The sequence below is a fragment of the Virgibacillus ndiopensis genome (assembly GCF_900187325.1).
GTDB lineage: Bacteria > Bacillota > Bacilli > Bacillales > Amphibacillaceae > Virgibacillus_E > Virgibacillus_E ndiopensis.
The window spans coordinates 182,994-208,186 of sequence record NZ_FZMZ01000003.1 but is presented as its reverse complement, the minus strand read 5'-3'; the positions used below and the strand labels follow the sequence as shown (position 1 = coordinate 208,186).

Sequence of the window (25,193 nt, the reverse complement as noted above, 5' to 3'; positions counted from 1 at the left end):
ATAGAAAACAAGGGGGAACAATAAAAGGAATGAATTATGCTATGATGGAACAAAGATTGATAAACAAGGAGTCAAGACAATGCTTCAACAATTCGGATTTACACAGTACGAAAGTCAAGTATACCAATCATTGATAACAGTAGATCAACCACTGGATGCGACTGGAATTGTTAAACGATCTGGAGTACCTCGTTCCAAAGTGTATGAAGTCCTTCATCGTATGATTGAAAAAGGTATCATTCTAGAATCTACCATTGAGAAGAAACGTCTATACACTGCGCTACCTATTGATTCGATGATTGAAAAGCTAAAAGCTGATTTTGAAATGAATGTAGAGGAATTAAGAAATACGAAAGTAAAAGAAACACCGGTAGATGATCGTGTTTGGATGTTAAAGGATGATCATTCCATCCGAGTTATCATGAAGGATTTGTTGCAACAAGCTGATGAATCCATTTTTATGTCTGGATGGTCAGATGATTTAGCGACCTATCTTCCTATATTAGAGGCAAAGCATGCGTCTGGGAAAATTGTTAACATCCATTCTGTAGGAGGAATTGAAACAAGTATACCTACTGTTTCCACGCTAGTACCAGATAGTGAACATGCAATGCTGGAGCGAAGTAGGATTCTTATTGTGGATGAGATGGAGATGTTATTTGCGGGAATAGAGGAAATGAAATGGCAGTCTATTCGAACACAGTCACGTCCATTGGTGAAATTTTTTACAGAGTTTTTCTATCATGATGTTGCCTTGACCGAAATAACACAGAAATATAGGGATACAATCATGAAAGATAAAGATATACGAGAAGTATTACTCAAATTGAGGTACTAGCGGGACAGAGGAACAGGAACCTCGTCCCCTTGTCCCGGAAAAGGTCATTGTTCCTCTGTCCTATGACTACCACTTAAAAGGACAGCCATAATACTTTAACTTTTATCATACGATCCATATTCCTCGCCATAATAGCGGTTATATCGTGATTTAAATTTGCCAAATATATATACAACGATTACTTTCAGAATAGCATATCCTGGAATACCTAGAATAACGCCGACAATTCCAAATAAATTACCTGCTGACAGTAATACGATAATAATGGTCAGTGGATGAATTTTCATCGTTCTTCCCATAATATTTGGTGAGATAAAGTGACCCTCCAAAAATTGAACAACTGCCCATACAATAGCTAGTTTTAAAAGCATAAAGGGAGAATCAACTATCGCTATAATAATAGCTGGAGATATCGCAATCATTGGTCCAAGATAAGGCACAACACTTGTCACAGCTGCAATAATCGCAAGTGTAATCGCATATTCCAATCCAATAATCAGATATCCGATATATAAAAGAACACCGATACAGGAAGCAACAATGATTTGCCCTTGAATATAGGAACCAACTTGAACGTCCATATTTTTTAGGATGTGATTAACATCGTCTCTGTATTTAGGTGGTAGTAATTTCAAACAATAGCGTTTAAATTTGTCGCCATCCTTCAGCAGGAAAAACAGTATAAATGGAAATGTAAATATGGCAACTACTACATTTGTAAGTGTACTAGCTACATTACGTAATCCTTCAACAGCACCGCCTAAATAATTGCCGATTTTGCTAGATAAATCGCTTAAATTGGTTGAGAGCCAAGTATAGCCTTGTTCATAGTAGGGGGCTAAAAAGGAATGTTGAATCCAAGATTTGATTCCGTCTCCCATTTGTTTTAAATAGTTTGGAAAATTGTTCACTAAATCTTTGACTTGAGCTTCAACTGCTGGGGCAGAAAGAAGAATGATGCCAGTCAATAATCCACTAATACCCAAGATAATGATGATAATGCCCCATACACGTTTAATATGCAATCTTTCTAAAAAATGCACAATTGGATTTAATAAATAATACGCTATAAAAGCGAGAATAACTGGTGGAACAACGGTTGAAAAAATGATTATAACAGGATTAAATATAAACGAAATTTTGTCATATATGTATATCATAATCCCAATTAGTATTAGTATAATTAATCCAAAAAGCAAATCACGACCGCCAATAAATTTCATAAATCGACTTGTTTTCATCTTTGATCCCCCTAGATTAACTAAATTATAGTCGAAATGAAGAAAAAATTCTATTTAAAAGAAAGTAATTAATTGGACTATAATTATGTTAAACCTTCTACACTTATTTCGTATTAATAAATAGAATTTTTTGTTATACTTATTAGTACCTCAGTAGTTATAAAAGGAGGAACAACCGTTGAGTCAAGGTGCTAAATTGCAAAAAGAAGCTATGCATATGCTGAAGCTTACTAGTAGAACCTTTTACATACCGATAAGTTTATTGAAACCTACATTAAAGAAAACAGTTGCCTCAGCATATTTATGTATGCGAGCGATAGATGAAATTGAAGATCATGAGGAGTTAGAATCTGAAACAAAGCAACAATTGCTCAGATCAACTAGTGAACTTTTAAAAACTAAATTTGACAATGAGGCTTATCGTAAGTTATTGAAGCCATACGAATCACTCCTGCCAGAAGTGACGTTACGACTTGGTGATTGGATTACTGTTTGTCCCATAGATATAGTTGAAAAAATAAAGGAATCAACCAGTGTTATGGCTACAGGAATGGCTGATTGGGTTGAGAAAGAATGGTATATCCAAAATAAGCAAGACCTGGATGATTACACATATTATGTTGCTGGATTAGTTGGTGTGATGCTTTCAGATATATGGGAGTGGTATGACGGTACATCAACAGATCGTGAGCTAGCAATTGCCTATGGACGAGGATTACAAGCAGTTAACATTTTGCGAAATCAACAAGAAGATAGCGAACGAGGCGTAAAATTTGTTCCGGATGGATGGACTAGGGTCGATTTGTTTGCGTATACGGAAAAGAATCTAGCCCTGGCAGATGAATACATGAATGCTATTACTACTAAAAATATTCTTTTGTTCTGTAAAATTCCGTTAGCACTAGCTAAGCGAACGCTTAAAGCATTAAAAAGCGGGAAAGAAAAGATGTCCCGTACTGAAGTGGAAGAGGTTGTTGAGCAGATTACAAACGAATAAGAATGAGGGACCACTATTCATTGGAATGGTGGTTTTTTCGTTTAGAGGAATTTTGTTATTTCCGTAGAATTAATAGTATACGAGAAAATTTTTAAAAGAAGGTGCCGAATATTACACCACAAAAGGAAATAATAATTAATCACCATAAAAATATGATTGACTGGGTTGAGTCGTTTCGAAAGCTTTCAGATGAAAGATGGTTAATGCCAATAGAGGTGAATAAATGGAGTATTGCCGAGATTGTGAGTCATTTTGTGCCGTGGGAGGAATTTGTATTAGAAAATAGGATCCCCTATCTCACAACAGATAACCCTTTACCAAAACCTCCCGATGTTGAAACGCTTAATCAACAGTCAGCAGTTGAAGGCAGAAATAATCCTAAAGAAATAACTATACAAAAGTTTATTGATTCAAGAAAGCGAATGATCGATAGTATTACATCCATTTCAGATCGATTATGGGATATGGATATAGAAATAGGCACAACGAAGCTTAGCTTGTTTAAGTACTTTGATGGATTGGTTCAACATGATGAACATCATAAGAGGCAGATTGAAAATGCTTTAAAATAACAAGTGATGACGTTTAAATTTCGGACGGTTATGTTATGAACATAACCGTTTTTTCCTCTCTGCAGCATTAGGTTTAATAAAAATTTAAGAATTTTAATAGACTCTATTAAGATTTACCGTTCATAATAAAATACAAATAGTGAGCTAGCAGGTGATAACTTGTCTATTAAGAAGCGGTTAGTTATATCAAATATTGCAATGATTATTATTCCGATCGTTTTTTTCTTTCTTATAGAAATTATTTTAGGGTATTTTATCTTTTATATATTTGACGGAGATCCGGAGGGAGAACATTTAAGTACGTTTATAATGTTCCGGTTTATTGGGTTGTTGCTTATTTTGATCATTACGAACGGGATGTTGACTTATTTTGTTTCAAAAAGCATTATCAAGCCCATTAGGGAACTTTCCAAGGCGGCAACGGAAATAAGTGAGGGAAATCTGGATTTTAGTATTGAATCGATGAAAAATGATGAACTAGGGCAGCTTTCCAACACCTTTGAAGCGATGCGTCTAAGGCTTAAAGAGGCGGAAGCACTTCAGGCACATTATGAGGAAAGCCGTAAAGAATTGATTGCTAGTATTTCACATGACCTTAAGACCCCTATGACGTCTATTAAAGGTTATGTGAAAGGGGTTCGTGATGGAGTAGCAGATACACCTGAAAAAATGGAACGCTATATGGATACTATCTATACAAAAGCAAATGATATGGACCAATTAATTGATGAACTATTTTTATATTCTAAATTGGACCTTAAGCGTATATCTTTTGAGTTTGAAGAAATTGATCTTCATATGTATTTTACAGATTTTGTTGAAGAATTAAGGTTCGATATGGAGCAAGATGGGGGTTCAGTTTTATTTACCATAAACCCTGACGATTCCTATATTGTAAAGGCAGACAGAGAAAAATTAAAACGTGTAGTAACGAATATCATTCAAAACAGCCTGAAGTATATGGATAAAGAAACGAAAAAAATTCAAGTTAGCTTACAATCTGAAACAGACCAGGTTGTTGTTAAGATAAAAGATAATGGAAGCGGAATGGATGAGCAGGCAATTCCATTCATCTTTGATAGTTTTTATCGGATAGATTCATCGAGAAACTCCACAACTGGTGGTAGTGGTCTTGGATTAGCCATTGTAAAAAGAATTGTGGAAGAACATGGCGGAGCTATATGGGCGGAAAGTGAACTAGGAGAAGGCACAAGCATTTACTTTACCCTAAAAAAACCTTTTAATGAGAAGGTGAGATAATGCAGAAAGTTTTAATTATTGAAGATGAACAGAGTATTGCTGAATTGGAGAGAGATTATTTAGAAGTAAATGGGTTTTCTAGTGATATTGCAATGTCGGGTGAGGAAGGACTTAGAAAAGCATTGGCTGAATCATATGATTTAATTTTATTGGATCTAATGCTTCCGGGAATAGATGGATTTGAGCTTTGTAGAAAAATAAGAATATCAGTCGATATTCCTATTTTAATGGTAACAGCGAGAAAAGAAGATATTGACAAAATTAGAGGATTTGATCGAGGTGCTGACGACTATGTCGTAAAGCCATTTAATCCTAATGAATTGGTTGCACGGGTGAAAGCTCATATTGCGAGATATAATCGTTTGACCAATCGTGAAAATAAGCAAGAGGACATTCAGATTAAAGATTTATTTATTGACCGTAATTCGCGAAGGGTGTTGGTCAACGAAGAAGAGAAACTATTTACTGCAAAGGAGTTTGATCTATTGACCTTTCTAGCAATGAATCCAAACCAAGTGTTCAGTAAAGATCATCTGTTTGAGCGGATATGGGGTATTGATTCTATGGGTGAAATTTCAACGGTAACAGTACACATTCGGAAGATTAGAGAGAAGATTGAGGCTGATCCATCTAAACCAGAATACATTGAAACAATATGGGGCGTGGGGTATCGTTTTAAAAAATAATGCTCTTTTTCCATAGTTTGTCGCTATTCGGAAAATATGGCATAACTTAAAATCATGTTTGGCGTCCTGCGACCACCCGGGAAAATACTACATTTTCCACGGGCTCGCGCAATAAGTTAACAAACGCGGAGGTTCTATATGAACATTCGCGTTTTTTTAATGAATGCCTGAAAATCATCGATTAAAAGTTACCACCCGTTATTCTTAATAAATATTTAATAAATTACTAAGGGCTATTTTAGAAACGATTAGTAAGATGTAATTAGCGTCACAAGCAAGTTGTCATCATAATCATTTTTTAGGAGGAACAAAAATTATGAAAAAAACCGCAAGAATTCGTTTCGGAAGAATTATCTACTTTATACTAGCGGCACTGTTTACATTTTGTGTTGCTACACAGCTCTTTTTAGCAGGTGCGGCTACTTTTGTAAGTCCTGTAAACTGGATGCATCACATCACTTTTGTTCACTTGTTCGGATTCAACCTTCCTATTTTTATGCTTTTGTTTGCATTTATAGGCGCGATGCCAAAATGGGCATATTGGCAATTAGCTGGATTATTTGTATTAATTTTTTCGATGTATTTTACTGCGAATATGACTGCTAATCTCCCATGGATAGGTGCAATTCATCCAGTTCTTGCTGCCTTATTACTCATCTTTTCTTGTGTAATGATTACAAAGACTTTTAAATTTATTTTCAACAAAGAAGAAGGTGAGAACTAATGAGATCATTTCTAACTATAATTGTTGGATTAGTTGGAGGCTTTATACTAGGAATCGCATTATCAAGTTTTATCGGCATTATTGGTTTAACCTTATTGGATTCACCAGTAGGTATTAAATTTTTGCCTTATTACACTGCAATTATTTGTGCTGTTTTAGTACCAGTTATTGATAAGAAAAACAGAAGAAATTAGCGTACATCAGTAAAAGAGACCGAGGGAATAAATTCTCAGTCTCTTTTTACGTTGGCTTACTGTTTAAACAGTATCTTTATCCCGAGTAATAATAGGGCGGCGGCAAAGACAACCATTGCAAGTCCGCCTATTAATCCAAGAAAAGTAGCAATACCTGGAGTTATAACAGCTGAAGTTGGAACATTGGCTAGTGCAAATCCTGCTACAATACATGCTAAATAGATTAAAGCCAATTGAGACATAACAATCCCTCCTTCTCTCTATAATTTATGAGCAGACTTAATTTTGTGTTTGTGTTCTCCTATTTCAGCCTTCAGCGATCACAATTATTTTAAAATTACTTTGACAGGTAGAGTAATATAGGGTATTATTACTCTATCAGATAGAATAGTGGAGGATAAGGAAGTGTCAATATGATTAGAAGTGATATTATTCGCGGGCATTTAGATTCGATTATTTTGCGCTTGATCTTAGAAAAGGATAGATATGGCTATGAAATATCTAAAGAAATAAGTAGCCGAACTGATAATCGATTTCAAATTAAAGAAGCAACATTATATGCGGTATTTCAGAGATTGGAAAAAAAGGAATTAATTGAGTCTTATTTTGGAAAAGTTTCTAAAGGTGGAAAGCGAAAATATTACGGAATCACCTCACTTGGTAAGGCGTACTTAAAAGAAACCGTAGCAGAATGGGAAGAAACCAAAGAAATTATCGATTTATTTATGGAGGGATTAAATTGAAGAAGTTAAAGAATCATGTGAATGAGTTATTTAAAGATGTTCCAGAAAGTGAGCAAAAAAATGCAGTTATACAGGAAGTAATACAAAACCTGGAAGAAAAAGTTTGGGACTTAATGGAACAAGGAAAGGCTGAAGAGGATGCAATCAATAAAGCAATTGTTGATTTTGGTGATATTGGTGATTTGAAAAAAGAGCTTGGGATCAATCCATCTGTAAAAAAGGATAATACAAAATTAAATCTTGGTTATTCCATATGGGGAAGTCTTTTAATTATCTCGCTGTTCGTTTTTATAAATTTTTATTATACACCTGATGTTATATGGTTTGTATATCCAACTTTTGCGGTATTATGGTGGCCGTTAACAATGTATTTTAAATGGTTGCGTAACAAGTAAGGAGGGGTCTTAATGAGGAAACTTGATATAGGTTTTGCGGTTGCAGGAAGTATAATGACTATTATCTTTTTAGTGCTTGTTAATTTTTTGACAGGTTCAGATGATTGGTGGTTCATTTATCCTTCCACAGCTTTATTGCTATGGCCGATTGGAATGTATTGTGTTAAGAAGAAGAAGCAAAAGTTGCTATCCGTTTGCTATAGTGCACTGATAATTATGTATTTGATTTTCGAAAATTATACAAGTACACCTAATCATCCATGGTTCTTATATGCTGTTTATCCCATTATATGGTGGCCAATTCTTATGATTTTGGGAAAACGTGCAAAGGAGATGTCTGTTGCATTAGTAGGAAGTATAAGTATTATTCTTTACTATGTTGTCTTAAATATTAATTTGTCACCATATTATCCGTGGGCAATATATCCAACATTTGTTATATTATGGTGGCCAATTTCTTTATATCATGCTAAAAGGAGATCTGATGTTATGTTCTCCATTCATGCAACTATATTAATTAGTGTATTTTTTATTAGTGTGAATGCTGTTTCGACTCCAGATACTATTTGGGCAGTTTATCCAATATTTGGTGTGCTTTGGTGGCCTTTGAGTATGTATTATTTCGTTTATAAAAGAAAATTTAAAAGTTAATTTAGAAGAGGGAGGTTGTATAATGGCTTGTGAAAAAAAGGTTTATATAATTTTCACAGATACAGGGACATTATTTACAAGACTGATAAAATTGTACACCAAGCAATCATACAATCATGTATCGATCTCATTTGGTAATAATTTAAAAGAAATATACAGTTTTGGTCGTTTAAACCCTTCCAATCCTTTTGTTGGTGGATTTATTCGAGAAAGAATAAATGTAGGATTGTTTGAAAAAGCTAAATGTAAGATATATAGCTGTACAGTTTCAGAATTAGAATATGAAAAAATGCGAAATAAGGTTAGTCAAATAAAATCAAGAAAAGATATGTATAAATATAATTTATTCGGTCTTTTTGCTATCATTCTCAATTTAAACTTCAGCAGAAATAATGCCTTTTTTTGTTCTCAATTTGTTGCAACTATATTGAAGGAAAAGATAGGGTTACTTAACAAATCACCAAATTTAATTAAACCCGGAGACTTGATGAAATTGAAAGATCTCCGTTTAGTTTATCAAGGAAATCTTAGTTTGTACCCTATTGAATCGAATGAAGCGTTAATAGAAAATAATTTAGCATTAAATATTAAAGCATGACAGAAAATGAGTGTGTATTCAATTATAAAATACACACTCGGAATCTTTATCCATTACCATTAATAAAGATTAATAGCATTGGAATGCTTCAATTCTGTTTAAATTAATTCCAAAGAAAACCCACCTAAAACCGGTCCACCTAAAGCCTGCAATTGAGTTTCTGCCAACAAAAACAGGATAAAACCAAAATGCATCTCGTCTTAACCAAATATATGTGAAGCGAAAAAGGCATCTTCTAATCCCGCCTGGGTCGACTGCAAAGGTTTGAAATTGCGGTTGTACCGGGGTAAAGGATGGCGGTGGAGAAGTAGGAGCGTTAGTAGACTGTCCTCCGCCTGGAAAACCTCCTCCGCCTGGAAAGCTTGGAAATCCACCGGGTCCACCACCAGGAAATCCAGGCGGACCACCGGGGAATCCTGATTGTCCCCCGCCTGGAAACAAGCTATTTAGAAAACCAGGGACATTAAACTGTTGCCTTTCGTCTTCATTATATAAGTGTTGATAATAATTCATTTCAAAAACTTCCTCCCTCGAAAAGTCTTTCTCTTCACTATATGGTTATCAGTCTATTGTGGTATGGGCTCGAGACTGAATAATTTTCTAGGAACTCGGGATAGTAAATCTATGGAGGTGAGAATTCCTGAAAAAACTACTGATGTTAGTAATCATACTTTCTGCTATTTCGTTCCATATAAATGAAGTTAGTGCACAGTCATCCATTCAATGTCCAAAACCAAGTGATCTCGTAAAAGTCTCGGATAAAGCTAAAAAAGAATTTCTTAAAGCATTACAGACGCTAGTTCCCGAGACCTATGAGCAAGGTGAATATTCAGAAATGTACACCGAATGGGAAGTGAAAACAGCCATTCCTTTTCCGGAGACAATTAATAACAATAAAGACGAGGTATATTATGAAATGGCCAAGAATTTTTGTGGAAAAGAGGTTGCGGATAAATCATGGTTAGCAAGGCTGCATTTTCCTAAATGGGAAGGAAAAAGTGCAAGTGCGTCAGAAGGACAAATTTTCGTTGCTAAAAGCAAGGATAAAGGCTGGTTTGTTTGGTTTAGGTATCATTAACAAATGATCTGAATGTAGGTAAAAAAAGCACTTGCTATTATAATCAAGGCGTGTTAATATTGTGCTACAATTTTCGAACGGAGGTTTTTCAAAATGGCATTCATTAAATCTCGATTAACTACTTTGCTTGGCTAATTGAATAGCGCAAAGGCTCTGCTTGATTGCGGAGTATTCGGGATTGGTCTGCCTTTTTTTAGAAAACCATATAAAAGATATGTTGAGGGAGAGCTGAATCTTCCTCTTTTTATTGTTTAAGGTAAATGGAATATTTATCCTTCAATAATTAGTGAAAGTTATCCGGTATCCCTATACTCTCACAAGCTCGGGCCGGGGCTTGTTTTTTACTATTAAAACTTATTTAAGGGGAACGAACGTATGACGAATGATAATCAGAAGAAATATGAATATTTAGCAGAAGATCCGAATGTAAAAGTTATGCCGATTATGCTTTCATTAATGATTGGTGCATTCTTTGCGATTTTAAATGAAACGTTATTAAATATTGCCCTAACAACATTAATGGAACAATTCAGTATTTCTGTTACTACTGTTCAGTGGATGGCAACGGGTTTCATGTTAGTGATGGGGATTGTAATTCCAGCATCGGCTTTGTTATTACAATGGTTTACAACAAGACAATTATTTCTAGGAACAATGGCTGTATTTACAGTTGGAACAACAATTTGTGCTATTGCACCCACATTTTCCGTTTTACTAGCAGGTCGATTAATTCAAGCAATTGGTACGGGATTATTAATTCCAATTATCTTTAATGTGTTTTTACTTATTTTCCCACCACATAGGCGTGGTAAGGTGATGGGGCTTGTTGGTCTTGTTATTATGTTTGCCCCTGCAATTGGACCGACGCTTTCAGGTATTATTGTAGAGCATTTGGGATGGCGTTTTTTATTTATTACGGTAATCCCATTTGCTGTATTTTCAATCGCATTTGCTTATAAGTATTTAATCAATGTATCAGAGGTCACAAAACCTACAATAGACATTCTTTCACTCGTATATTCTACAATAGGATTCGGTAGCATTGTATATGGATTCAGTTCAGCAGGACAAAGTGAAGCAGGATTTCTCAATCCGAATTCGTATATACCAATAATTGTAGGGGTAATTGGAATTCTCGTATTTTCATTAAGGCAACTAAGGCTGGCAGAACCTGTGATGGATCTGAGAGTATTCAAATTTCCAATGTATACACATGCGGTGATTATGTTCTTAATTATTATCATGACCATGTTTGCATCGGAAATTATTTTACCAATTTATATGCAAGGACCACTAGCATTAACAGCTGCAGCTGCGGGATTAACTCTACTTCCTGGAAGTATTTTAAACGGACTTATGTCACCAGTAATGGGATCACTTTTTGATAAATATGGACCCAAGGTAATGATGGTTCCTGCAACAATTGTGTTAAGTGGCACCATGTTCATGATGAGTAGATTAGATATGGATACTCCTTTTTGGGTGGTCGTTATTGGTTATATTTTATTGATGCTATCTGTTTCGGCTATCATGATGCCTGCTGAGACCAATGGTTTAAATCAATTACCCAAACATCTGTATCCGCATGGAACTGCTGTTATGACAACCTTGCAGCCTGTTGCCGGGGCTATTGGCGTATCGGTATTCATTAGCATCATGAGCGCAAAACAAAAGAGCTTTTTGGATAAAGCAGCTACTCCGACTGATCCGACAACAATTAGTGAGGCACTTGTGTCAGGAGTAGAGCTAGTCTATTTTATCACTTTTGGTATATCGGTTATTGCATTTATCATGTCACTTTTTGTATATCGTGCTGTGGCTAAGGAAAAAGAGGTATCAACTGAGGATCAATAACTGTTTTGCTAAAGCCGCTATTCAGATGAATGGTGGCTTTATTTATGTTTTGTTTAGAAAATAAATCGGCTGTTTTCAAAAAGATTGTTGTTTTGTATTACATAAAATGCGACGAAGATTGAAAGCTATGCCGCCGTTCCGGAAATACATTCCGCTTTCCTCGGGCTCGCGATGAGCCTCCTCGGAAGAACCCCACTTCCTACGGGGTCTCATCGTCTTCGCTTTCCCGCAGGAGTCTCCATGTATTTCCTCCACTTGTATTTACGTTTACGGGCAATTAAGTGGAATAAGAATTGTTATATAAGTCCGCATTTTACTGAAACTACGAGGTTAGAAGACAACAGAAAAGAGCCAATAAATAAATTTGAAATTTATGTTGACTCTAACGTTACGTGATACTTTATAGTAATCATTGAAGGGAGGTTACAACAATGAAAGTAAAAGAGGTTGCGGATTTAGTTGGAATTAGTGTGCGCACACTACATCATTACGATGAAATTGGGTTGTTAATCCCGAAAAATACGACTGAATCTGGATATCGTCTATACTCTAATAGTGAACTTGAAACATTACAACAGATATTGTTTTTTAAAGAACTTGGCTTCCCTTTGAAGAAAATAAAGGAAATTATCAGTAGTCCATCATTTGACCGGGGAGAGGCATTAGCATTGCATCGAAAAATGCTAGTTGAAAAACGGATACGCCTCGATAAAATGATCTCTACAATTGATAAAACGATTCAACATGCGAAAGGAGAAATTGAAATGTCAAATAATGAAAAATTTGAAGGATTTGATTTTAGCCACAATCCGTATGAACAAGAAGCACGTGAACGTTGGGGGGATAAGGCTGTTGATGAGTCAAATGCCAAAATAAACAATATGTCAAAAGGTGAGAGGAAGGACTTTGAAGATGAGTTTAACGGTATCTATAGAAATTTGGCAGCGATTCGTCATGAGTCACCAGAATCTGATGTAGCACAAGAGGGGATTAAAGAATGGTATGACTTCCTGAACAGAATGGGTAACTATTCGCTTGATGCATTTAAAGGGCTTGGTCAAATGTACGTTGACGATAAACGCTTTACAAAAAACATCGATCAGTTCGGTGAAGGTCTGGCTGTATTTATGCGTGATGCGATGGCAGTATATGCTGATAGGAATAAATAAAGTAAAAAACCAGCTCTTGTCCGACAAGAGCTGGTTTTTAATAGAGTAAGGACTTCTTAATTAATCCCTCTCATAAATGTATGAATTTTTTTCGATGTAGCAAATAGAATTAAACCAAGTAAGATTGATATTCCACCGATAACTCCGAAATAAATGATTTCTGTATCTGGAGAATATAGTTTTACAATTTGTGCGTTAATTGCTTGTGCTGATGCATTTGATAAGAACCATAGACTCATAGTTTGAGCTGAGAATGCAGCAGGTGCTAGCTTAGTAGTTGCTGATAATCCAACTGGTGATAAGCATAATTCACCAAGTACCACTAAAAAGAAGCTAAGCACTAACCATAATGGATTAACAAGTGTGTCAGTTCCGTTAATGGCAGCAGGCAGGATCATAACGATAAAGGAAAGACCTGCGAATAACAATCCTAATGAGAACTTTTTCGGTGTTGATGGTTGGGTTTTACCTAATTTAATCCAAAGCCATGCAAAGACTGGCGCCAAAAATACAATAAACAACGGATTTAATGATTGGAACCATGAAGATCGCAGGTCAAATCCTGCAAGACTAAGCTCGGTACGTTCGTTTGCATACAGTGCTAATATAATGGAACCTTGTTCTTGGATAGCCCAGAACATAATAGCTGCGATAAACATTGGTATATAAGCAAGTAGGCGAGAACGTTCAACCTCTGTCGTCTTTTTACTACGATACATAACAATGAAGTAAGCAGTTGGAATAATAATACCAAGTATACTAATAATCATCGTAAATACATTTATTGTCATGATTCCAGTTGGTATGGTAATAGCGCCAATAATAATGATAATAATAGCGCCAATTCCAAAACGGGTGAAAACCGTTTTTCTTTCTGATTTAGTAAGTGGATTTGGAACAGTTGAACCTGCAGAACCAAGATATTTTCCCTTCGTAAACATAAATACGATTAGTCCAAGGAACATTCCAATTGCCGCTAAACTAAATCCTAAGTGGAAGTTGTATTCTTGTCCAACAGTTCCGACAATTAATGGCGCAATAAGAGCACCTAAGTTTATTCCCATATAGAAGATACTAAAACCTGAATCTCTTCGTGGATCTTCCTTACTATATAAATCTCCAACAACGTTAGATACGTTTGGTTTTAATAATCCAGTACCAAGAACAATTAAAGCCATCGATATAAATAAGCCTGTTATACTTCCAGGGAATGCTAGTACAATATGCCCGAACATGATTAATACTCCGCCATAAAAAACAGTACGAGTACCACCTAATAGTCTGTCGGAAATCCATCCGCCAATAATTCCGGACATGTATACAAGAGAACCGTATATTGCCATGATTGACATTGCTGTGCCTTTATCCATTCCAAGGCCGCCATCTGACAACTCATAATACATATAGAATAATAGAATTGCCCGCATTCCGTAGTAAGAAAAGCGCTCCCAAAATTCTGTGAAAAAGAGTGTGAATAACCCTTTAGGATGTCCAAAGAATCCCTTCTGTGGAATACTCTGAAAATTCTGATTGCTATTTTTCATGTTGTTCCCTCCTTGAGTCACAAAAAAGAGTATACTAAATTATGAGCGATTTGAAAAGTTATTTATTACTTCAAATAGCGCTAATAGAAGAAATATTTTGTTTTTTGGTTTACTAGATTAAACAGATACTTTATCATTCTATATAGGACAGGTATTATAGAGATAATTGTATTGAGATGAAAAAGGTGATAGCGTGTTGTGAGCATATGTGAAAAATGTATGTTCATAGTCAAAAAATAACCTCGCATTTAATAATCAATGTGAGGTTATTTTATATTCAAGATTTATTCCATAATCGTGTGTTTAAATCAAATTCTTCAATAATGTTGAAGAAAAAAACTAAATCATTGTATACTCTCCTTGCTTGTGAACGTTTCATTGATTCAAAGATATTTGGTTCAAAATAATCTCTTTTGTTTGGAATAGCAATACTGATTAAGCTTCGTTTGAATGAAATATCAATTGGATTTCGATGTCTTTTGCGAAAGTTTATTAATTGTTCCATAAAGTTTGGTGACAGTATGTATCTTGCCTCTATTTCATTTGATGTTCTTACTTTGAAATAGCTATTAAATTCTTTACTTTCTAGTTTAATTGCGCTTAATTTTTTCCCACTCCATATGCGTTGGAACCAATAACGAAAATACCGCCTAAGATGTCCAATACTCGTAAAATGTTTATCTCGAAGCAATGTATGTCCTTTGAAATCCTTGTTAAAATCTGCAACGAACACTACCCCATTGTATATTTTTTTAAGTCTATTGTTGCGATCTCGATTTTTTTTGTCTATAAATAGATTTAATTCCGAGAGATAAAAATCTGTTAAGCCGAGTGTACCATATATTAAGTCCTCACCGGAAAGTCTGTCATACTGAACAAACAGACCTGTTTTCCGTACAAGGAAGTCATCAATACGTCCAAGTTTACGGTATCCCCACTTCAACTCATCATCAGGATTCACTTCTGGTAATTGACATGTTTCGATTAATAGCTTTACCATATTTAACACAACTTTATTTTTGAAGGTCATCCGGTACGTTCCAAGCGTTTTGAAGAAACTAATAATACTAAAGATAACACCGAAAAAGAACGCAAAAGCTGAAAGCCAAAGAATAGCTTCGTTTCCAGTCGTTGTTCCAAAGTAGACTGGAAAAATAATACTGGAGATAAGGGCAATCCACCCTAAAACATACTTCAAAATCGTTAATAGTTTAACCCTCATCATTGCTTTTAATTCCGATTCTAAACGGTCTTTAATTTCTTCATAAGAAAGAAACATTGATTAACCCCTCAAAATGGAACGAATGTTGACGTCTTGTTTTTTTGCTTCTTCAATTTGTAGTAATTCTTTTTTCTCTAAGTTCATCATGCTAGCCATTATTTTCATAGGGAAACTTTGCGTCCAGTTATTATATTGATTCACTCTGGCGTTATAGGTTCTTCTACTTGCCGATATCTTTTCTTCAAGATCGTAAATCGTTTTTTGTAAATGGAGGTAATTTTCACTGGCCTTTAATTCAGGATAGTTCTCAACCTGGATTTGTAAGCCGCTAATAAGCCTTGAAGCTTCATTTACTGTTTTAATCTTTTCATTGTTGGATTCTGTATCATACCGTTGGCGTAATTTTGTAACCTCCATGAAAACCTCTTTTTCATGATCGGTGTATGCTGCAACAGACTCGGCTATGTTGGTTAATGCATCAAATCGTTGTGCTAGGAAAATATCAATTGCGTTGAATGTTTCTGCAACCTTATTTTTTAGAAAAATAAAGCGGTTGTATAGGAGGATAATGACGATGACAGCAAGAATGATGACAGTTGTCCATATCATCCATGGTTCTATGTCCATAGGGAACAACTCCTTTTATATAATTTTACTTATGATTTATAGAATTATCCTTTGTATTCTAATCAATTAGAATAACAAGGATAATTCCTTGAATACCTTTGCATACTATTATATAGCTTGATGCTTATATAATGCTAGAAATTTCCAAAATTCAGTGAAAAGTGAGTAGAAATACCTACTTTAGTGGGTGGTTTAAACGAATAAAATAATAAACAAGGTGTTCAAAAGCATAACTTGTTGAACACCTTGTTTAATAGATGGAGCATAGCGGGATCGAACCGCTGACCTCTTCGCTGCCAGCGAAGCGCTCTCCCAGCTGAGCTAATGCCCCTTGAAGTTGATAATTATTATATTATTTCTTACGGTTTTTTTCAAGAAATAATTGCACCAATTAATCGTTCTAAAGAAGTGATTGTGGGCGATACATTCATTTTTATATAGTAAATCAATCTATTTTTTCGCCTAAATTTCAATAAAAGAAACGTTTGTCTATTTCGATATCAATATTTTTCATACTATATTAATGTATTACCAATTTAATAGAATGGAGGGTATTGGATGAAACTATATTTAGATCCAGGTCATGGCGGTTCTGACCCAGGTGCCGGAGGATATGGGTTGCAGGAAAAAGATATTACGTTAGATATTGCACTTAGAATACGTAATATTTTAACAAACGATTATGAAAATGCAGATGTAAGGATGAGTCGTACCAGCGATGTCTATAAAAGTTTAAATCAAAGAACAAATGATGCGAATGCGTGGGGTGCAGACTATTTTTTATCTATCCATTGTAACGCTTTTAACGGCTCTGCCCAAGGATACGAGGACTATATTTATAGTGGGTTATCCGATTCGTCTACGACAGCTAATTACCAAAATATAATTCATGCGGAAGTTATTAAAGTTAACCAACTAAGTAATCGTGGAAAGAAAAAAGCAAACTTTCATGTATTACGAGAATCTACGATGCCTGCTTTACTAACTGAAAATGGGTTTATTGATAACGCACATGACAGTTCTTTGATGAAAAATTCTTCATGGCGTCAAAAAGTTGCGCAGGGTCATGTTAACGGGCTAGCAAAAGCGTTTAATTTGCAACGTAAACAGGAGGATTCTGGAACAATTTACAAAATAATAGCGGGTTCCTTTAAGTCGAAGGATAATGCCGATCAACGAGTATCCTATTTACAATCTAAGGGGATTGAAGCTTTTGTATATGCAACGACTATTTCTGGTGAACAATGGTATCGTGTTCAAGCAGGAGCCTTTTCTGACCGGGAAAATGCCGAACAACGTTTAGAAAAAGTTCAAAATGCAGGGATAGAGGATGCTTATATAGCGGCTGAAAATGGACCTTGAAATGAGGGAACAGACAGTAATTTAATAGTGGGACCGACATTTTTATCTTCAGAGCAGATGAATCAGTATGTCAAGGAAATAAACCCTAATGCTCTTGAGTTAGGAAATGATTATGTCGCTTTTGGTGAATATTATGGAGTTAGAGGAGATATTGCTTTTGCTCAAGCAATGCATGAAACAGATTTTCTCAGGTTTACAGGTGTTGTACAGCCTAATCAGAACAATTTCTGTGGGTTAGGTGCAACAGGACCAGACAATCCGGGTGCAAGCTTTGAGACACCAAGAGAAGGTATAATCGCCCACATACAGCATCTTTTTGCATATGCGTCTACTAATCCATTACCAGATGAATACCCAAAAATCGATCCTCGTTTTTATTTAGTTAGTAGAGGATCTGCTACCACATGGGTTGGTTTAAACGGAAAGTGGGCTGTTCCTGGTGATAATTACGGACAATCTATTTTGAATCTTTATGAAAGAATGCTTGAATCTACTAGGCAAAAATTAGAGCAAATCTTGCAAGATATACAAGTATAACCTACTAAATCTCTAGTTTTTCAGCCTTTTTTATCTCTATTTGCACCAATTCATTATTCCTCTTTTAGAAATTTACGTACGATATCTTGTACGTAAATTCTAAGAGAGGAAGGAAAATATGCTAGGTTTTTCTATAATTCAATTGGTACGACGAATGGGGAATAAACTAGACAAAAATGTACGTCGAGAGCTTGTTCACTTTTATCACCCTTTTCGTTCCGTACCATGCTTTTTGCATCGGCCGTTAGAGTATATAAGGAAAAAAGTAACGAGGTTACCGCTAATTATTGAATTCGAGAAGGACTCCTTTGAATATGGACTAAATGATGTAAAGAATACGAAACGACGAAACATTCAACAATATTCATCTATCGCCTCTTGTTCTGCCAAACTATCAGTTAAAAAAATAGAATATTTACTAGATAACTGTTCCCACATCAAAAAGGTTTATTTTGATAGAAAAGTTACTACGTTGCTAGACGCTGCTACTCCAGCTGTTAAATCTGATCAGTTAAAACAAGCCGGACTAACCGGTAAAGATGTAACCATTGCCGTTGTCGATACAGGGATATATCCACACAATGATGTAGCTAGTCGTATTATTGCCTTTAAAGATTTTGTTAAAAACAAGGCAGAGCCTTACGATGATAATGGACATGGTACCCATTGTGCAGGTGATGCAGCGGGTGATGGTTCCGCTTCTGGTGGAAAATATCAAGGACCAGCAAGCGAGGCTAACTTAGTAGGGGTTAAAGTACTCAATAAAATGGGGTCTGGTTCACTCTCAACAGTTATTGCTGGTGTTGACTGGTGTATTCAGAATCAGGTAAAACACAATATTAACGTCTTGTCACTATCGCTCGGGTCTGAAGCGCAGCAACCTGCTGAAGATGACCCCGTCGTAAGAGCTGTTGAAGAAGCTTGGAATAGGGGAATCGTTGTTTGTGTTGCTGCAGGGAATTCGGGACCATCCCCGTCAACGATTGCAAGCCCCGGCATAAGTCCTAAAGTTATTACAGTAGGTGCTGCCAATGATAACAATACCGCCGATCGCTCTGATGATGTTGTAGCTGATTTTTCGAGTCGAGGTCCTACAATAGATGGTTTAACAAAACCAGATCTTTTAACACCGGGTGTGAATATTATTTCGTTACGATCTCCAGGGTCTTTTCTCGACAAAACAAATGCAGGAGCACGCGTTGATACAAACTATTTCTCTTTATCCGGAACCTCAATGGCTACACCAATCTGTGCAGGTGTAGTTGCACAACTCCTTCAATATCAATCAAATTTATCTCCAGACCAAGTAAAAGAAAAGCTCATTAATGCCTGTGAGGATATAGGACAACCTCCTAATGTCCAAGGGCAGGGCTATTTAAATGCAGCCAATTTAGTAGAATAACCACTAAAAAACATCAAGCGTGTCAACCGTTTGATGTTTTTTATAATTCGACGTGTTGAGAATTCCAATTACCTAACTTTACATGAGTCTTTTTTACCGTTTTGTCATAATCACTATTACAATAGTACCAATTTACAAAATGTTTACAAAAAATCAATTGTGCCAATTATTTCAGTGTGCCATATTAATAGTGTGTCATATTTAGAATATGTCACATTACTTTTTAAAACTATAAAAAACGGAGGGTACCAATGAAAAAATCGACTGTAAAGAAAATGCTGAATCTATTTCTTATTTTCACGCTTGTGTTTATGAACTATTCTATGATTCTAGTAAATGCGGAAAGTAATGAAGTAGTTGCTGAGGATTTATTCATCTCAGAGTACGTGGAAGGTAGTTCGTACAATAAGGCAATCGAAATTTATAATGGTACTGGCGATTCGGTGGATTTATCGAATTACACATTAGAATTGTATAGTAATGATGCAACCGAATCGAGTCAATCGGTAACACTATCAGGGACATTAGAGCATAACGATTTATATGTTATTGCTCATAAAAGTGCTAGCACAGAAATATTGTCTACTGCTGATTTAGAAAACTCTGCTATAGCTAATTTTAATGGTGATGATGTAGTAGTCTTAAAAAAGAATGATAGTGCGATTGATGTATTAGGTGTAATTGGTACGGATGGTGATTTCGCTAAAGACATTACATTAGTAAGAGATGCATCTGTTACAGGCGCTAGTGGGATCTATGATGATACTGAATGGGTTAATTATGTAAAAGACACATTCGCGTATCTTGGAAGCCATACGATGGAAGGTGCAGGTGGTGAGGATCCACCAGATGAACCAGGTGATCCAGGTGAAGAATATGTAATCGGTGATGCTCGTGATTTAAGTGATGGTACAGCTGTAACTGTTGAAGGGATTGTTACTGTAAATAACAATGCAATTAGTAATGGAGCGCAATTCACGACATACATACAAGACGAGACAGGCGGCATTAATCTTTTTGCATTTGAACAAGGCGAGTTACCTGATCTTGAAAAAGGGGATAAGGTAAGGGTATCAGGTGAACTAGATTCCTATAATGGTTTAAAGGAAATTGTTCCGTCTTCAATTGAGATAGTAGAGGAAGGTCAAGCATTACCTGAAGTACAAACGATTTCGCTTCAAGACCTTCAAGACCCTGCCGTTGCGGAGTCATATGAAGGTGAATTGGTACAGGTTAATGGTTTTGTCAACGATATCCCCGGAAGCCCTTCTGGTGGTGGGTATAACGTTTCGTTAATTGATTCAGACTATAATGGCACAACATTACGAGTCATGGAAAATGCGCTTGATATTTCGTTGATTGAACCAGATAAATGGTATGATGTTACGGCTATTGTTAGTCAGTATAATTCATATCAGCTAATCCCAACAGAACAAGCCGACATTCAATTAGCTGAAGAACAGCCAGAACCACCATCTGCTGCTGGTGTCTATGAATCTACTGTTAAAAGTGTAACAGACGGAGATACGATTCATTTAGAAACCCCGGTTCTTGGTGGTACGAAGGTACGTTTTCTAAATATGGATACTGCTGAAACATATACAGCACACAATGATGATCCGGCAAGAGATGAAATAAACGCGAACCAAAAGGCTTTTGGCGAAGAAGCGAAGGCATATATGAATGAGCTTCTTCAACCAGGGGATGAAGTTTTGGTGAAAATTGGTGAAGAACCTACGGATGATTATGGCAGACTTCTAGCTGAAGTTATTCGTAAAGATGATGGGTTAAACGTAAACCTTGAAATGGTTAGGCAAGGGCTTGCCGTAACTTATTTTATTGCGCCGTTCGATGAAGAAGTTTATCCGACTTATCAGGACGCGGTAAAACGAGCGAAGGATGCAGGACTTGGAATTTGGAATCCGGAAAATCCGTTACGCGAGCTTCCATTTGAATTTCGGGCAAACGATGACCAAAAAGGATTTTCAAAATATGTAGGAAATTCCGATACGATGAAATATGTATTGCCAGATGATTGGGCTGACGTGCCAGTAGAGAAAAGAGCATTTTTCTGGGATGAACAAACAGCGCAAGATTATGGTTATACTTATGTTGGTAATGATGGTGATTCAGATAAGGGTAACTTGCAAGTCCAACTATTAAGCATGAACGATTTACATGGAAAAATCGACCAACAATACGAGCTTGATCCCGATGGTGATGGTACGTCGAGTACGTATGGAAAAATGGATTATGTTGCCGGTGCAATTGAAGCGCGTGAGCAAACAAATCCAAACACATTAATTGTGAATGCTGGTGACATGATAGGTGGAAGTTCGCCTGTGTCAGGATTACTACAAGACGAACCAACTGTTGAAATCATGGAAGAGATTGGTTTTGATGTTGGTACTGTAGGAAATCATGAATTTGATGAAGGTACGGATGAATTGTTACGCATGATAAACGGTGGAGAACATCCAGAGGGCTTAGGAACTGATGGCTATGACGGAATGGATTTCCCGGTGTTATGTGCAAATTGTGTATATAAAGACACAGGTGACACGTTCTTGCCTCCATATTATGTAGAAGAAGTAGATGGTGTGGATATTGGCTTTGTTGGTGTTATTACACAAGAAGCCGCTGGAATGGTTATGCCTGCTGGAATTCAAGATATTGAGTTCACGAATGCTGCTGATGCGGTTAATGAATCTGTTGCAGAGCTTAAGTCACAAGGTGTTGAAGCGATTGTACTATTGTCTCATATTCCAGGCGAACAGGATGCAGGTACTGTAACAGGGGAAGTAGCTAACTTGGCAAATGAAGTTGACGATGAAGTAGATGTCATCCTTTCTGCCCATAATCATGTGGTTAATGATGGAATCGTTGACAATAAGCTAATCGTCCAGGCCACCGAATATGGAAAGGCATTCGCGGATATTGATTTAGAAATTGATCGTACAAATGGAGATATTGTGAAAAAAGAAGCTGAGGTCGTGTTTGTTGATCAAGCGCAGGTCACTCCAGATCCAGCGGTAACTGCTATTTTAGATAAATATGCTGAACAAATTGCACCAATCATGAATGAAGTTATAGGCTACAATGCTACAGATTTAACTGGTGATTATTCAAACGATGGTGACCATGGACTTGGCAATTTACTTGCAGATGGCATGAAGTATGCTATGGATAGTGATTTCGCAATGATGAACGGTGGCGGAATTCGAGACGACTTACTTGCTGGAGAAGTAACATGGGGCGACTTATATAACATTCAGCCTTTTGGAAATACATTAATGATGTTTGAAATTAAAGGCGCAGACCTTTACCCGATAATCGAAGCACAACTATCCCCGATATACGGACCGGATTACAGTATTAGTGGTTTTCATTATAAGTGGGATCCGGAAACAAGTAAGGTTGTTGACGTGACATTACCGGATGGATCACCAATTGATATGGATAAAACATATACACTTACGGTGAATAACTATATGGGTACATCAACTGGTGAAAAATATGCACCGATTGGGGAACTGGGTAAAAATCCTGTAATGGGACCATCCGATTTGGATGCCACTGTAGACTTTGTGGAAAGTTTGAACAGTTCTGAAGCGAATCCAATTGAATATGGACCAGAAGGACGTATTACAGAAGGAAAAGCCGAAGAGGAGCAGCCAGTAGTTGAAGTTGAACCGAAGAAGAATAATGGTAGAGCAACGGTTCATACGAAGGATTTAGAAGCACTCGAAGATGGTGTGCGTGTTGTAATTAATATTTACAATGAGAAGAAACCGAGATCGTTGCTGCTTAATAAAAAACAGGTAGATATTTTGAAAGAGAAAGTAGTAACGTTAGTTGTTACAAATGGTGAGAATTCTAAAACGTTTGAGATGAGAGATGTTAAGGTGAAAGTGTTGAAGGTCAGTTTGGAAGATTAGCTTATTAATAAGGATTCAGTCGATGTGACTGAATCCTTTAAATTACCAAAATGAAAAAGCAGGAACGAGAAATAGTTGAAAATCTTAATATATTGCGGATTACGAGAGGGGTATAATCAATGACGGCATCATTATTACTTACATCAACCTATTTCACCGACTTTTCATGTGAGATAAAGCTATGCAAAAATATGCCTCCAACTATAAGCATTAATCCTACTAAGGAATAGCCAGACGGGATATTGATCGATAACAGGATCATTTCTCCAATCACCGTAAAAAAAACAGCTCCTGACTGTGTGGCTTCAACAGCTGCCAGTTTTTTAGGATGATCTTTTACCATGTCCGTTGCTAGAAAAAATAAAACTGTTGCAATAACACCCGCAGTTAGTGCCACGATTAATGTTTGGATGATTTGTTGGACAGCTGGTGGTTCTTCAAAGATTGCCCCATAAATACACAAAAGTAACCAAAAAGGTAAGCTTACTAGGGTCATCCCGAAAACGCGTTGGAAAGTATCCAATCTTCCACCGCAGATGACCATCATCTTTCTGTTTCCAAGAGGATAAGCAAATGTCGCGATAAGAACAGGAATAACGATTGGAATGATCGAATTTATGGAAAGGTTATTTGCATGCTGTATTTGTATGAGCGCTACACCGGTTAAAATAATACACGAGGTGAATAGTGATCTTATTGGCACTTTTTGTCTCTGTTTAATAAATCCGGTCGGTGTTTCTACCTTTTCATAAAAAAACGGGGACAACAGCAGGCCGGAAACAACAACAATTTGCCAAGTCCCAGCAATCAACCACCCGGGACCGTATGCAGCAGCATAAGTAATCGGTACATAAAAAAGGACAAAACATACAAAACTCCAAGCAACCCAACTCCATGGTTGAAGGCGGATTTCTTTAAAAAGTGGTTGTAGATTCCCTCGTACCATAACGATAACAAATAAAAAAGGAACCATAAAAATATAACGTAGTGAAGCACTCCAGACCCAGCTTCCACCAGAAAGTTCCATTGAGCGATTTAAAATGAAGGTAAAGGCAAAAAAGAAAGAAGCTACAACACCTAATAATATAGCCTTCAAGATAACTCCTCCCGTTGCAGATTTGGTGGTATTTGCGATTGCAAACATCTTCTATCCGAATTAAGAGATACCAGTAGTCTCGTTAATTAATAATCAAATCGGACTTTGACTTTATATCTTATTAAGTGGGACTTTGTAAAGTTCCTTTGTTTTGTTTAGCTTTGCAAATACATACGAAGCATTGGTTTTATTAAATGCGATGGGGACTGTTGCTGCAGCAATGATGAATCCTTGTATCGTTACAATTAGGTAAACGTTGACTCCGGGTCATCTGTGTACAAGCTACTAGCCAATTTATGACTGGTACACTGCTGCCATTAGCTGCATTCTTAGCTGGCATAACTGCTGTGGTATTTGGAACTGGTTTTACTATTTTAATTGGCGGAGTGATCGCATGTATAGCATCTTTTGGGTATTTACATATTTCCCTGACACGTGTTGAATAATATGATTCGACGATGTAGA

26 protein-coding genes and 1 tRNA gene are annotated in these 25,193 nt (G+C 36.4%); 19 read left to right on the top strand and 8 right to left on the bottom strand.

What is annotated here, in order from left to right; all coding sequences use genetic code 11:
• The first annotated feature begins 79 nt into the window (after window positions 1-79).
• Complete coding sequence (locus CS937_RS01175; protein WP_099156660.1) at window positions 80-838, top strand: TrmB family transcriptional regulator; 759 nt, start codon at window positions 80-82, stop codon at window positions 836-838.
• 95 nt (window positions 839-933) lie between these two features.
• On the opposite strand, the gene CS937_RS01170 is transcribed toward CS937_RS01175, so the two are convergent.
• Complete coding sequence (locus CS937_RS01170) at window positions 934-2,079, bottom strand: AI-2E family transporter (protein ID WP_099156659.1); 1,146 nt, start codon at window positions 2,077-2,079, stop codon at window positions 934-936.
• 178 nt (window positions 2,080-2,257) lie between these two features.
• Here CS937_RS01170 and CS937_RS01165 point away from each other — a divergent pair, with 178 nt between their 5' ends.
• From CS937_RS01165 to CS937_RS01140, 6 genes are all read left to right on the top strand, one after another.
• Window positions 2,258-3,076, top strand: a complete 819-nt coding sequence (locus tag CS937_RS01165; RefSeq protein WP_099156658.1) for a squalene/phytoene synthase family protein — start codon at window positions 2,258-2,260, stop codon at window positions 3,074-3,076.
• Window positions 3,077-3,177: 101 nt separating this feature from the next.
• A complete protein-coding gene (locus CS937_RS01160; protein ID WP_099156657.1) occupies window positions 3,178-3,648 on the top strand; it encodes a DinB family protein in 471 nt (156 codons plus the stop codon).
• 159 nt (window positions 3,649-3,807) lie between these two features.
• Complete coding sequence (locus CS937_RS01155; RefSeq protein WP_099156656.1) at window positions 3,808-4,908, top strand: sensor histidine kinase; 1,101 nt, start codon at window positions 3,808-3,810, stop codon at window positions 4,906-4,908.
• Entirely contained in the window at window positions 4,908-5,594 is a 687-nt protein-coding gene (locus CS937_RS01150; protein WP_099156655.1) for a response regulator transcription factor, read from the top strand. The genes CS937_RS01155 and CS937_RS01150 overlap by 1 nt, the downstream gene beginning before the upstream one ends.
• A 316-nt stretch (window positions 5,595-5,910) precedes the next feature.
• Complete coding sequence (locus CS937_RS01145) at window positions 5,911-6,318, top strand: DUF6220 domain-containing protein (protein ID WP_099156654.1); 408 nt, start codon at window positions 5,911-5,913, stop codon at window positions 6,316-6,318.
• Window positions 6,318-6,512, top strand: a complete 195-nt coding sequence (locus tag CS937_RS01140; RefSeq protein ID WP_099156653.1) for a DUF5957 family protein — start codon at window positions 6,318-6,320, stop codon at window positions 6,510-6,512. The genes CS937_RS01145 and CS937_RS01140 overlap by 1 nt, the downstream gene beginning before the upstream one ends.
• Before the next feature lie 56 nt (window positions 6,513-6,568).
• Here the strand turns inward: CS937_RS01140 and CS937_RS01135 are convergent, their stop codons facing one another.
• Window positions 6,569-6,754: a hypothetical protein gene (locus CS937_RS01135; protein ID WP_099156652.1), complete on the bottom strand. Its 186-nt coding sequence runs from the start codon at window positions 6,752-6,754 to the stop codon at window positions 6,569-6,571.
• A gap of 171 nt (window positions 6,755-6,925) precedes the next feature.
• On the opposite strand from CS937_RS01135, the gene CS937_RS01130 reads away from it, so the two are divergent.
• Genes CS937_RS01130 through CS937_RS01115 form a run of 4 tightly spaced genes read left to right on the top strand, consistent with a single transcriptional unit; the run spans window position 6,926 to window position 8,899 of the window.
• Window positions 6,926-7,255: a PadR family transcriptional regulator gene (locus tag CS937_RS01130; protein ID WP_099156651.1), complete on the top strand. Its 330-nt coding sequence runs from the start codon at window positions 6,926-6,928 to the stop codon at window positions 7,253-7,255.
• Window positions 7,252-7,650: a permease prefix domain 1-containing protein gene (locus CS937_RS01125; protein WP_099156650.1), complete on the top strand. Its 399-nt coding sequence runs from the start codon at window positions 7,252-7,254 to the stop codon at window positions 7,648-7,650. The genes CS937_RS01130 and CS937_RS01125 overlap by 4 nt, the downstream gene beginning before the upstream one ends.
• A 12-nt stretch (window positions 7,651-7,662) precedes the next feature.
• On the top strand, window positions 7,663-8,301 hold the full coding sequence (locus CS937_RS01120; protein WP_099156649.1) for a hypothetical protein: 639 nt from the start codon (window positions 7,663-7,665) through the stop codon (window positions 8,299-8,301).
• A 22-nt stretch (window positions 8,302-8,323) separates the two neighbouring features.
• Complete coding sequence (locus tag CS937_RS01115) at window positions 8,324-8,899, top strand: hypothetical protein (protein WP_099156648.1); 576 nt, start codon at window positions 8,324-8,326, stop codon at window positions 8,897-8,899.
• A gap of 69 nt (window positions 8,900-8,968) precedes the next feature.
• Here the strand turns inward: CS937_RS01115 and CS937_RS01110 are convergent, their stop codons facing one another.
• Window positions 8,969-9,412 carry a hypothetical protein gene (locus CS937_RS01110; RefSeq protein ID WP_099156647.1) on the bottom strand — a complete coding sequence of 148 codons (444 nt, stop codon included), beginning with the start codon at window positions 9,410-9,412 and terminating at the stop codon, window positions 8,969-8,971.
• A 142-nt stretch (window positions 9,413-9,554) separates the two neighbouring features.
• On the opposite strand from CS937_RS01110, the gene CS937_RS01105 reads away from it, so the two are divergent.
• The 3 genes from CS937_RS01105 (at window position 9,555) to CS937_RS01090 (ending at window position 13,000) form a co-directional block, all read left to right on the top strand.
• Window positions 9,555-9,977 (top strand): hypothetical protein, encoded by a 423-nt coding sequence (locus CS937_RS01105; protein ID WP_245835668.1) that lies wholly within the window; start codon window positions 9,555-9,557, stop codon window positions 9,975-9,977.
• A gap of 375 nt (window positions 9,978-10,352) precedes the next feature.
• The gene (locus CS937_RS01100) at window positions 10,353-11,831 is read left to right on the top strand and encodes an MDR family MFS transporter (protein ID WP_099156645.1); all 1,479 of its coding nucleotides are present in this window, start codon (window positions 10,353-10,355) and stop codon (window positions 11,829-11,831) included.
• Window positions 11,832-12,262: 431 nt separating this feature from the next.
• Window positions 12,263-13,000, top strand: a complete 738-nt coding sequence (locus tag CS937_RS01090; RefSeq protein WP_099156643.1) for a MerR family transcriptional regulator — start codon at window positions 12,263-12,265, stop codon at window positions 12,998-13,000.
• 56 nt (window positions 13,001-13,056) lie between these two features.
• Here CS937_RS01090 and CS937_RS01085 read toward each other — a convergent pair whose 3' ends face one another.
• The 4 genes from CS937_RS01085 to CS937_RS01070 all read right to left on the bottom strand — a co-directional run bounded on the left by CS937_RS01085 (window position 13,057) and on the right by CS937_RS01070 (window position 16,724).
• Complete coding sequence (locus CS937_RS01085; protein ID WP_099156642.1) at window positions 13,057-14,544, bottom strand: peptide MFS transporter; 1,488 nt, start codon at window positions 14,542-14,544, stop codon at window positions 13,057-13,059.
• A 277-nt stretch (window positions 14,545-14,821) separates the two neighbouring features.
• Window positions 14,822-15,823 (bottom strand): DUF3137 domain-containing protein, encoded by a 1,002-nt coding sequence (locus CS937_RS01080; protein ID WP_099156641.1) that lies wholly within the window; start codon window positions 15,821-15,823, stop codon window positions 14,822-14,824.
• A gap of 3 nt (window positions 15,824-15,826) precedes the next feature.
• Entirely contained in the window at window positions 15,827-16,393 is a 567-nt protein-coding gene (locus tag CS937_RS01075) for a LemA family protein (RefSeq protein ID WP_099156640.1), read from the bottom strand.
• Between the two features lie 258 nt (window positions 16,394-16,651).
• Window positions 16,652-16,724: transfer RNA gene (locus CS937_RS01070), tRNA-Ala, on the bottom strand.
• Window positions 16,725-16,951: 227 nt separating this feature from the next.
• Here CS937_RS01070 and CS937_RS19295 point away from each other — a divergent pair.
• The 4 genes from CS937_RS19295 (at window position 16,952) to CS937_RS01055 (ending at window position 23,632) form a co-directional block, all read left to right on the top strand.
• The gene (locus CS937_RS19295; protein ID WP_176555702.1) at window positions 16,952-17,755 is read left to right on the top strand and encodes an N-acetylmuramoyl-L-alanine amidase; all 804 of its coding nucleotides are present in this window, start codon (window positions 16,952-16,954) and stop codon (window positions 17,753-17,755) included.
• A 27-nt stretch (window positions 17,756-17,782) separates the two neighbouring features.
• Complete coding sequence (locus CS937_RS19290) at window positions 17,783-18,292, top strand: glucosaminidase domain-containing protein (RefSeq protein ID WP_176555701.1); 510 nt, start codon at window positions 17,783-17,785, stop codon at window positions 18,290-18,292.
• Window positions 18,293-18,410: 118 nt separating this feature from the next.
• On the top strand, window positions 18,411-19,694 hold the full coding sequence (locus CS937_RS01060; protein ID WP_099156639.1) for a S8 family peptidase: 1,284 nt from the start codon (window positions 18,411-18,413) through the stop codon (window positions 19,692-19,694).
• Window positions 19,695-19,945: 251 nt separating this feature from the next.
• On the top strand, window positions 19,946-23,632 hold the full coding sequence (locus CS937_RS01055; RefSeq protein ID WP_099156638.1) for a 5'-nucleotidase C-terminal domain-containing protein: 3,687 nt from the start codon (window positions 19,946-19,948) through the stop codon (window positions 23,630-23,632).
• A gap of 148 nt (window positions 23,633-23,780) precedes the next feature.
• On the opposite strand, the gene CS937_RS01050 is transcribed toward CS937_RS01055, so the two are convergent.
• Window positions 23,781-24,728, bottom strand: a complete 948-nt coding sequence (locus CS937_RS01050) for a DMT family transporter (RefSeq protein ID WP_099156637.1) — start codon at window positions 24,726-24,728, stop codon at window positions 23,781-23,783.
• Window positions 24,729-25,024: 296 nt separating this feature from the next.
• Here CS937_RS01050 and CS937_RS19285 point away from each other — a divergent pair, with 296 nt between their 5' ends.
• A complete protein-coding gene (locus tag CS937_RS19285; RefSeq protein ID WP_176555700.1) occupies window positions 25,025-25,174 on the top strand; it encodes a hypothetical protein in 150 nt (49 codons plus the stop codon).
• The last annotated feature ends 19 nt before the right edge of the window (window positions 25,175-25,193 follow it).

Coding starts and splice junctions, on each gene's coding strand:
- CS937_RS01175 (WP_099156660.1), top strand. CDS start 80: ATGCTTCAACAATTCGGATTTACACAGTACGAAAGTCAAGTATACCAA.
- CS937_RS01170 (WP_099156659.1), bottom strand. CDS start 2,079: ATGAAAACAAGTCGATTTATGAAATTTATTGGCGGTCGTGATTTGCTT.
- CS937_RS01150 (WP_099156655.1), top strand. CDS start 4,908: ATGCAGAAAGTTTTAATTATTGAAGATGAACAGAGTATTGCTGAATTG.
- CS937_RS01145 (WP_099156654.1), top strand. CDS start 5,911: ATGAAAAAAACCGCAAGAATTCGTTTCGGAAGAATTATCTACTTTATA.
- CS937_RS01140 (WP_099156653.1), top strand. CDS start 6,318: ATGAGATCATTTCTAACTATAATTGTTGGATTAGTTGGAGGCTTTATA.
- CS937_RS01135 (WP_099156652.1), bottom strand. CDS start 6,754: ATGTCTCAATTGGCTTTAATCTATTTAGCATGTATTGTAGCAGGATTT.
- CS937_RS01130 (WP_099156651.1), top strand. CDS start 6,926: ATGATTAGAAGTGATATTATTCGCGGGCATTTAGATTCGATTATTTTG.
- CS937_RS01120 (WP_099156649.1), top strand. CDS start 7,663: ATGAGGAAACTTGATATAGGTTTTGCGGTTGCAGGAAGTATAATGACT.
- CS937_RS01115 (WP_099156648.1), top strand. CDS start 8,324: ATGGCTTGTGAAAAAAAGGTTTATATAATTTTCACAGATACAGGGACA.
- CS937_RS01110 (WP_099156647.1), bottom strand. CDS start 9,412: ATGAATTATTATCAACACTTATATAATGAAGACGAAAGGCAACAGTTT.
- CS937_RS01105 (WP_245835668.1), top strand. CDS start 9,555: ATGTTAGTAATCATACTTTCTGCTATTTCGTTCCATATAAATGAAGTT.
- CS937_RS01100 (WP_099156645.1), top strand. CDS start 10,353: ATGACGAATGATAATCAGAAGAAATATGAATATTTAGCAGAAGATCCG.
- CS937_RS01090 (WP_099156643.1), top strand. CDS start 12,263: ATGAAAGTAAAAGAGGTTGCGGATTTAGTTGGAATTAGTGTGCGCACA.
- CS937_RS01085 (WP_099156642.1), bottom strand. CDS start 14,544: ATGAAAAATAGCAATCAGAATTTTCAGAGTATTCCACAGAAGGGATTC.
- CS937_RS01080 (WP_099156641.1), bottom strand. CDS start 15,823: ATGTTTCTTTCTTATGAAGAAATTAAAGACCGTTTAGAATCGGAATTA.
- CS937_RS01075 (WP_099156640.1), bottom strand. CDS start 16,393: ATGGACATAGAACCATGGATGATATGGACAACTGTCATCATTCTTGCT.
- CS937_RS19295 (WP_176555702.1), top strand. CDS start 16,952: ATGAAACTATATTTAGATCCAGGTCATGGCGGTTCTGACCCAGGTGCC.
- CS937_RS01060 (WP_099156639.1), top strand. CDS start 18,411: ATGCTAGGTTTTTCTATAATTCAATTGGTACGACGAATGGGGAATAAA.
- CS937_RS01055 (WP_099156638.1), top strand. CDS start 19,946: ATGAAAAAATCGACTGTAAAGAAAATGCTGAATCTATTTCTTATTTTC.
- CS937_RS19285 (WP_176555700.1), top strand. CDS start 25,025: ATGACTGGTACACTGCTGCCATTAGCTGCATTCTTAGCTGGCATAACT.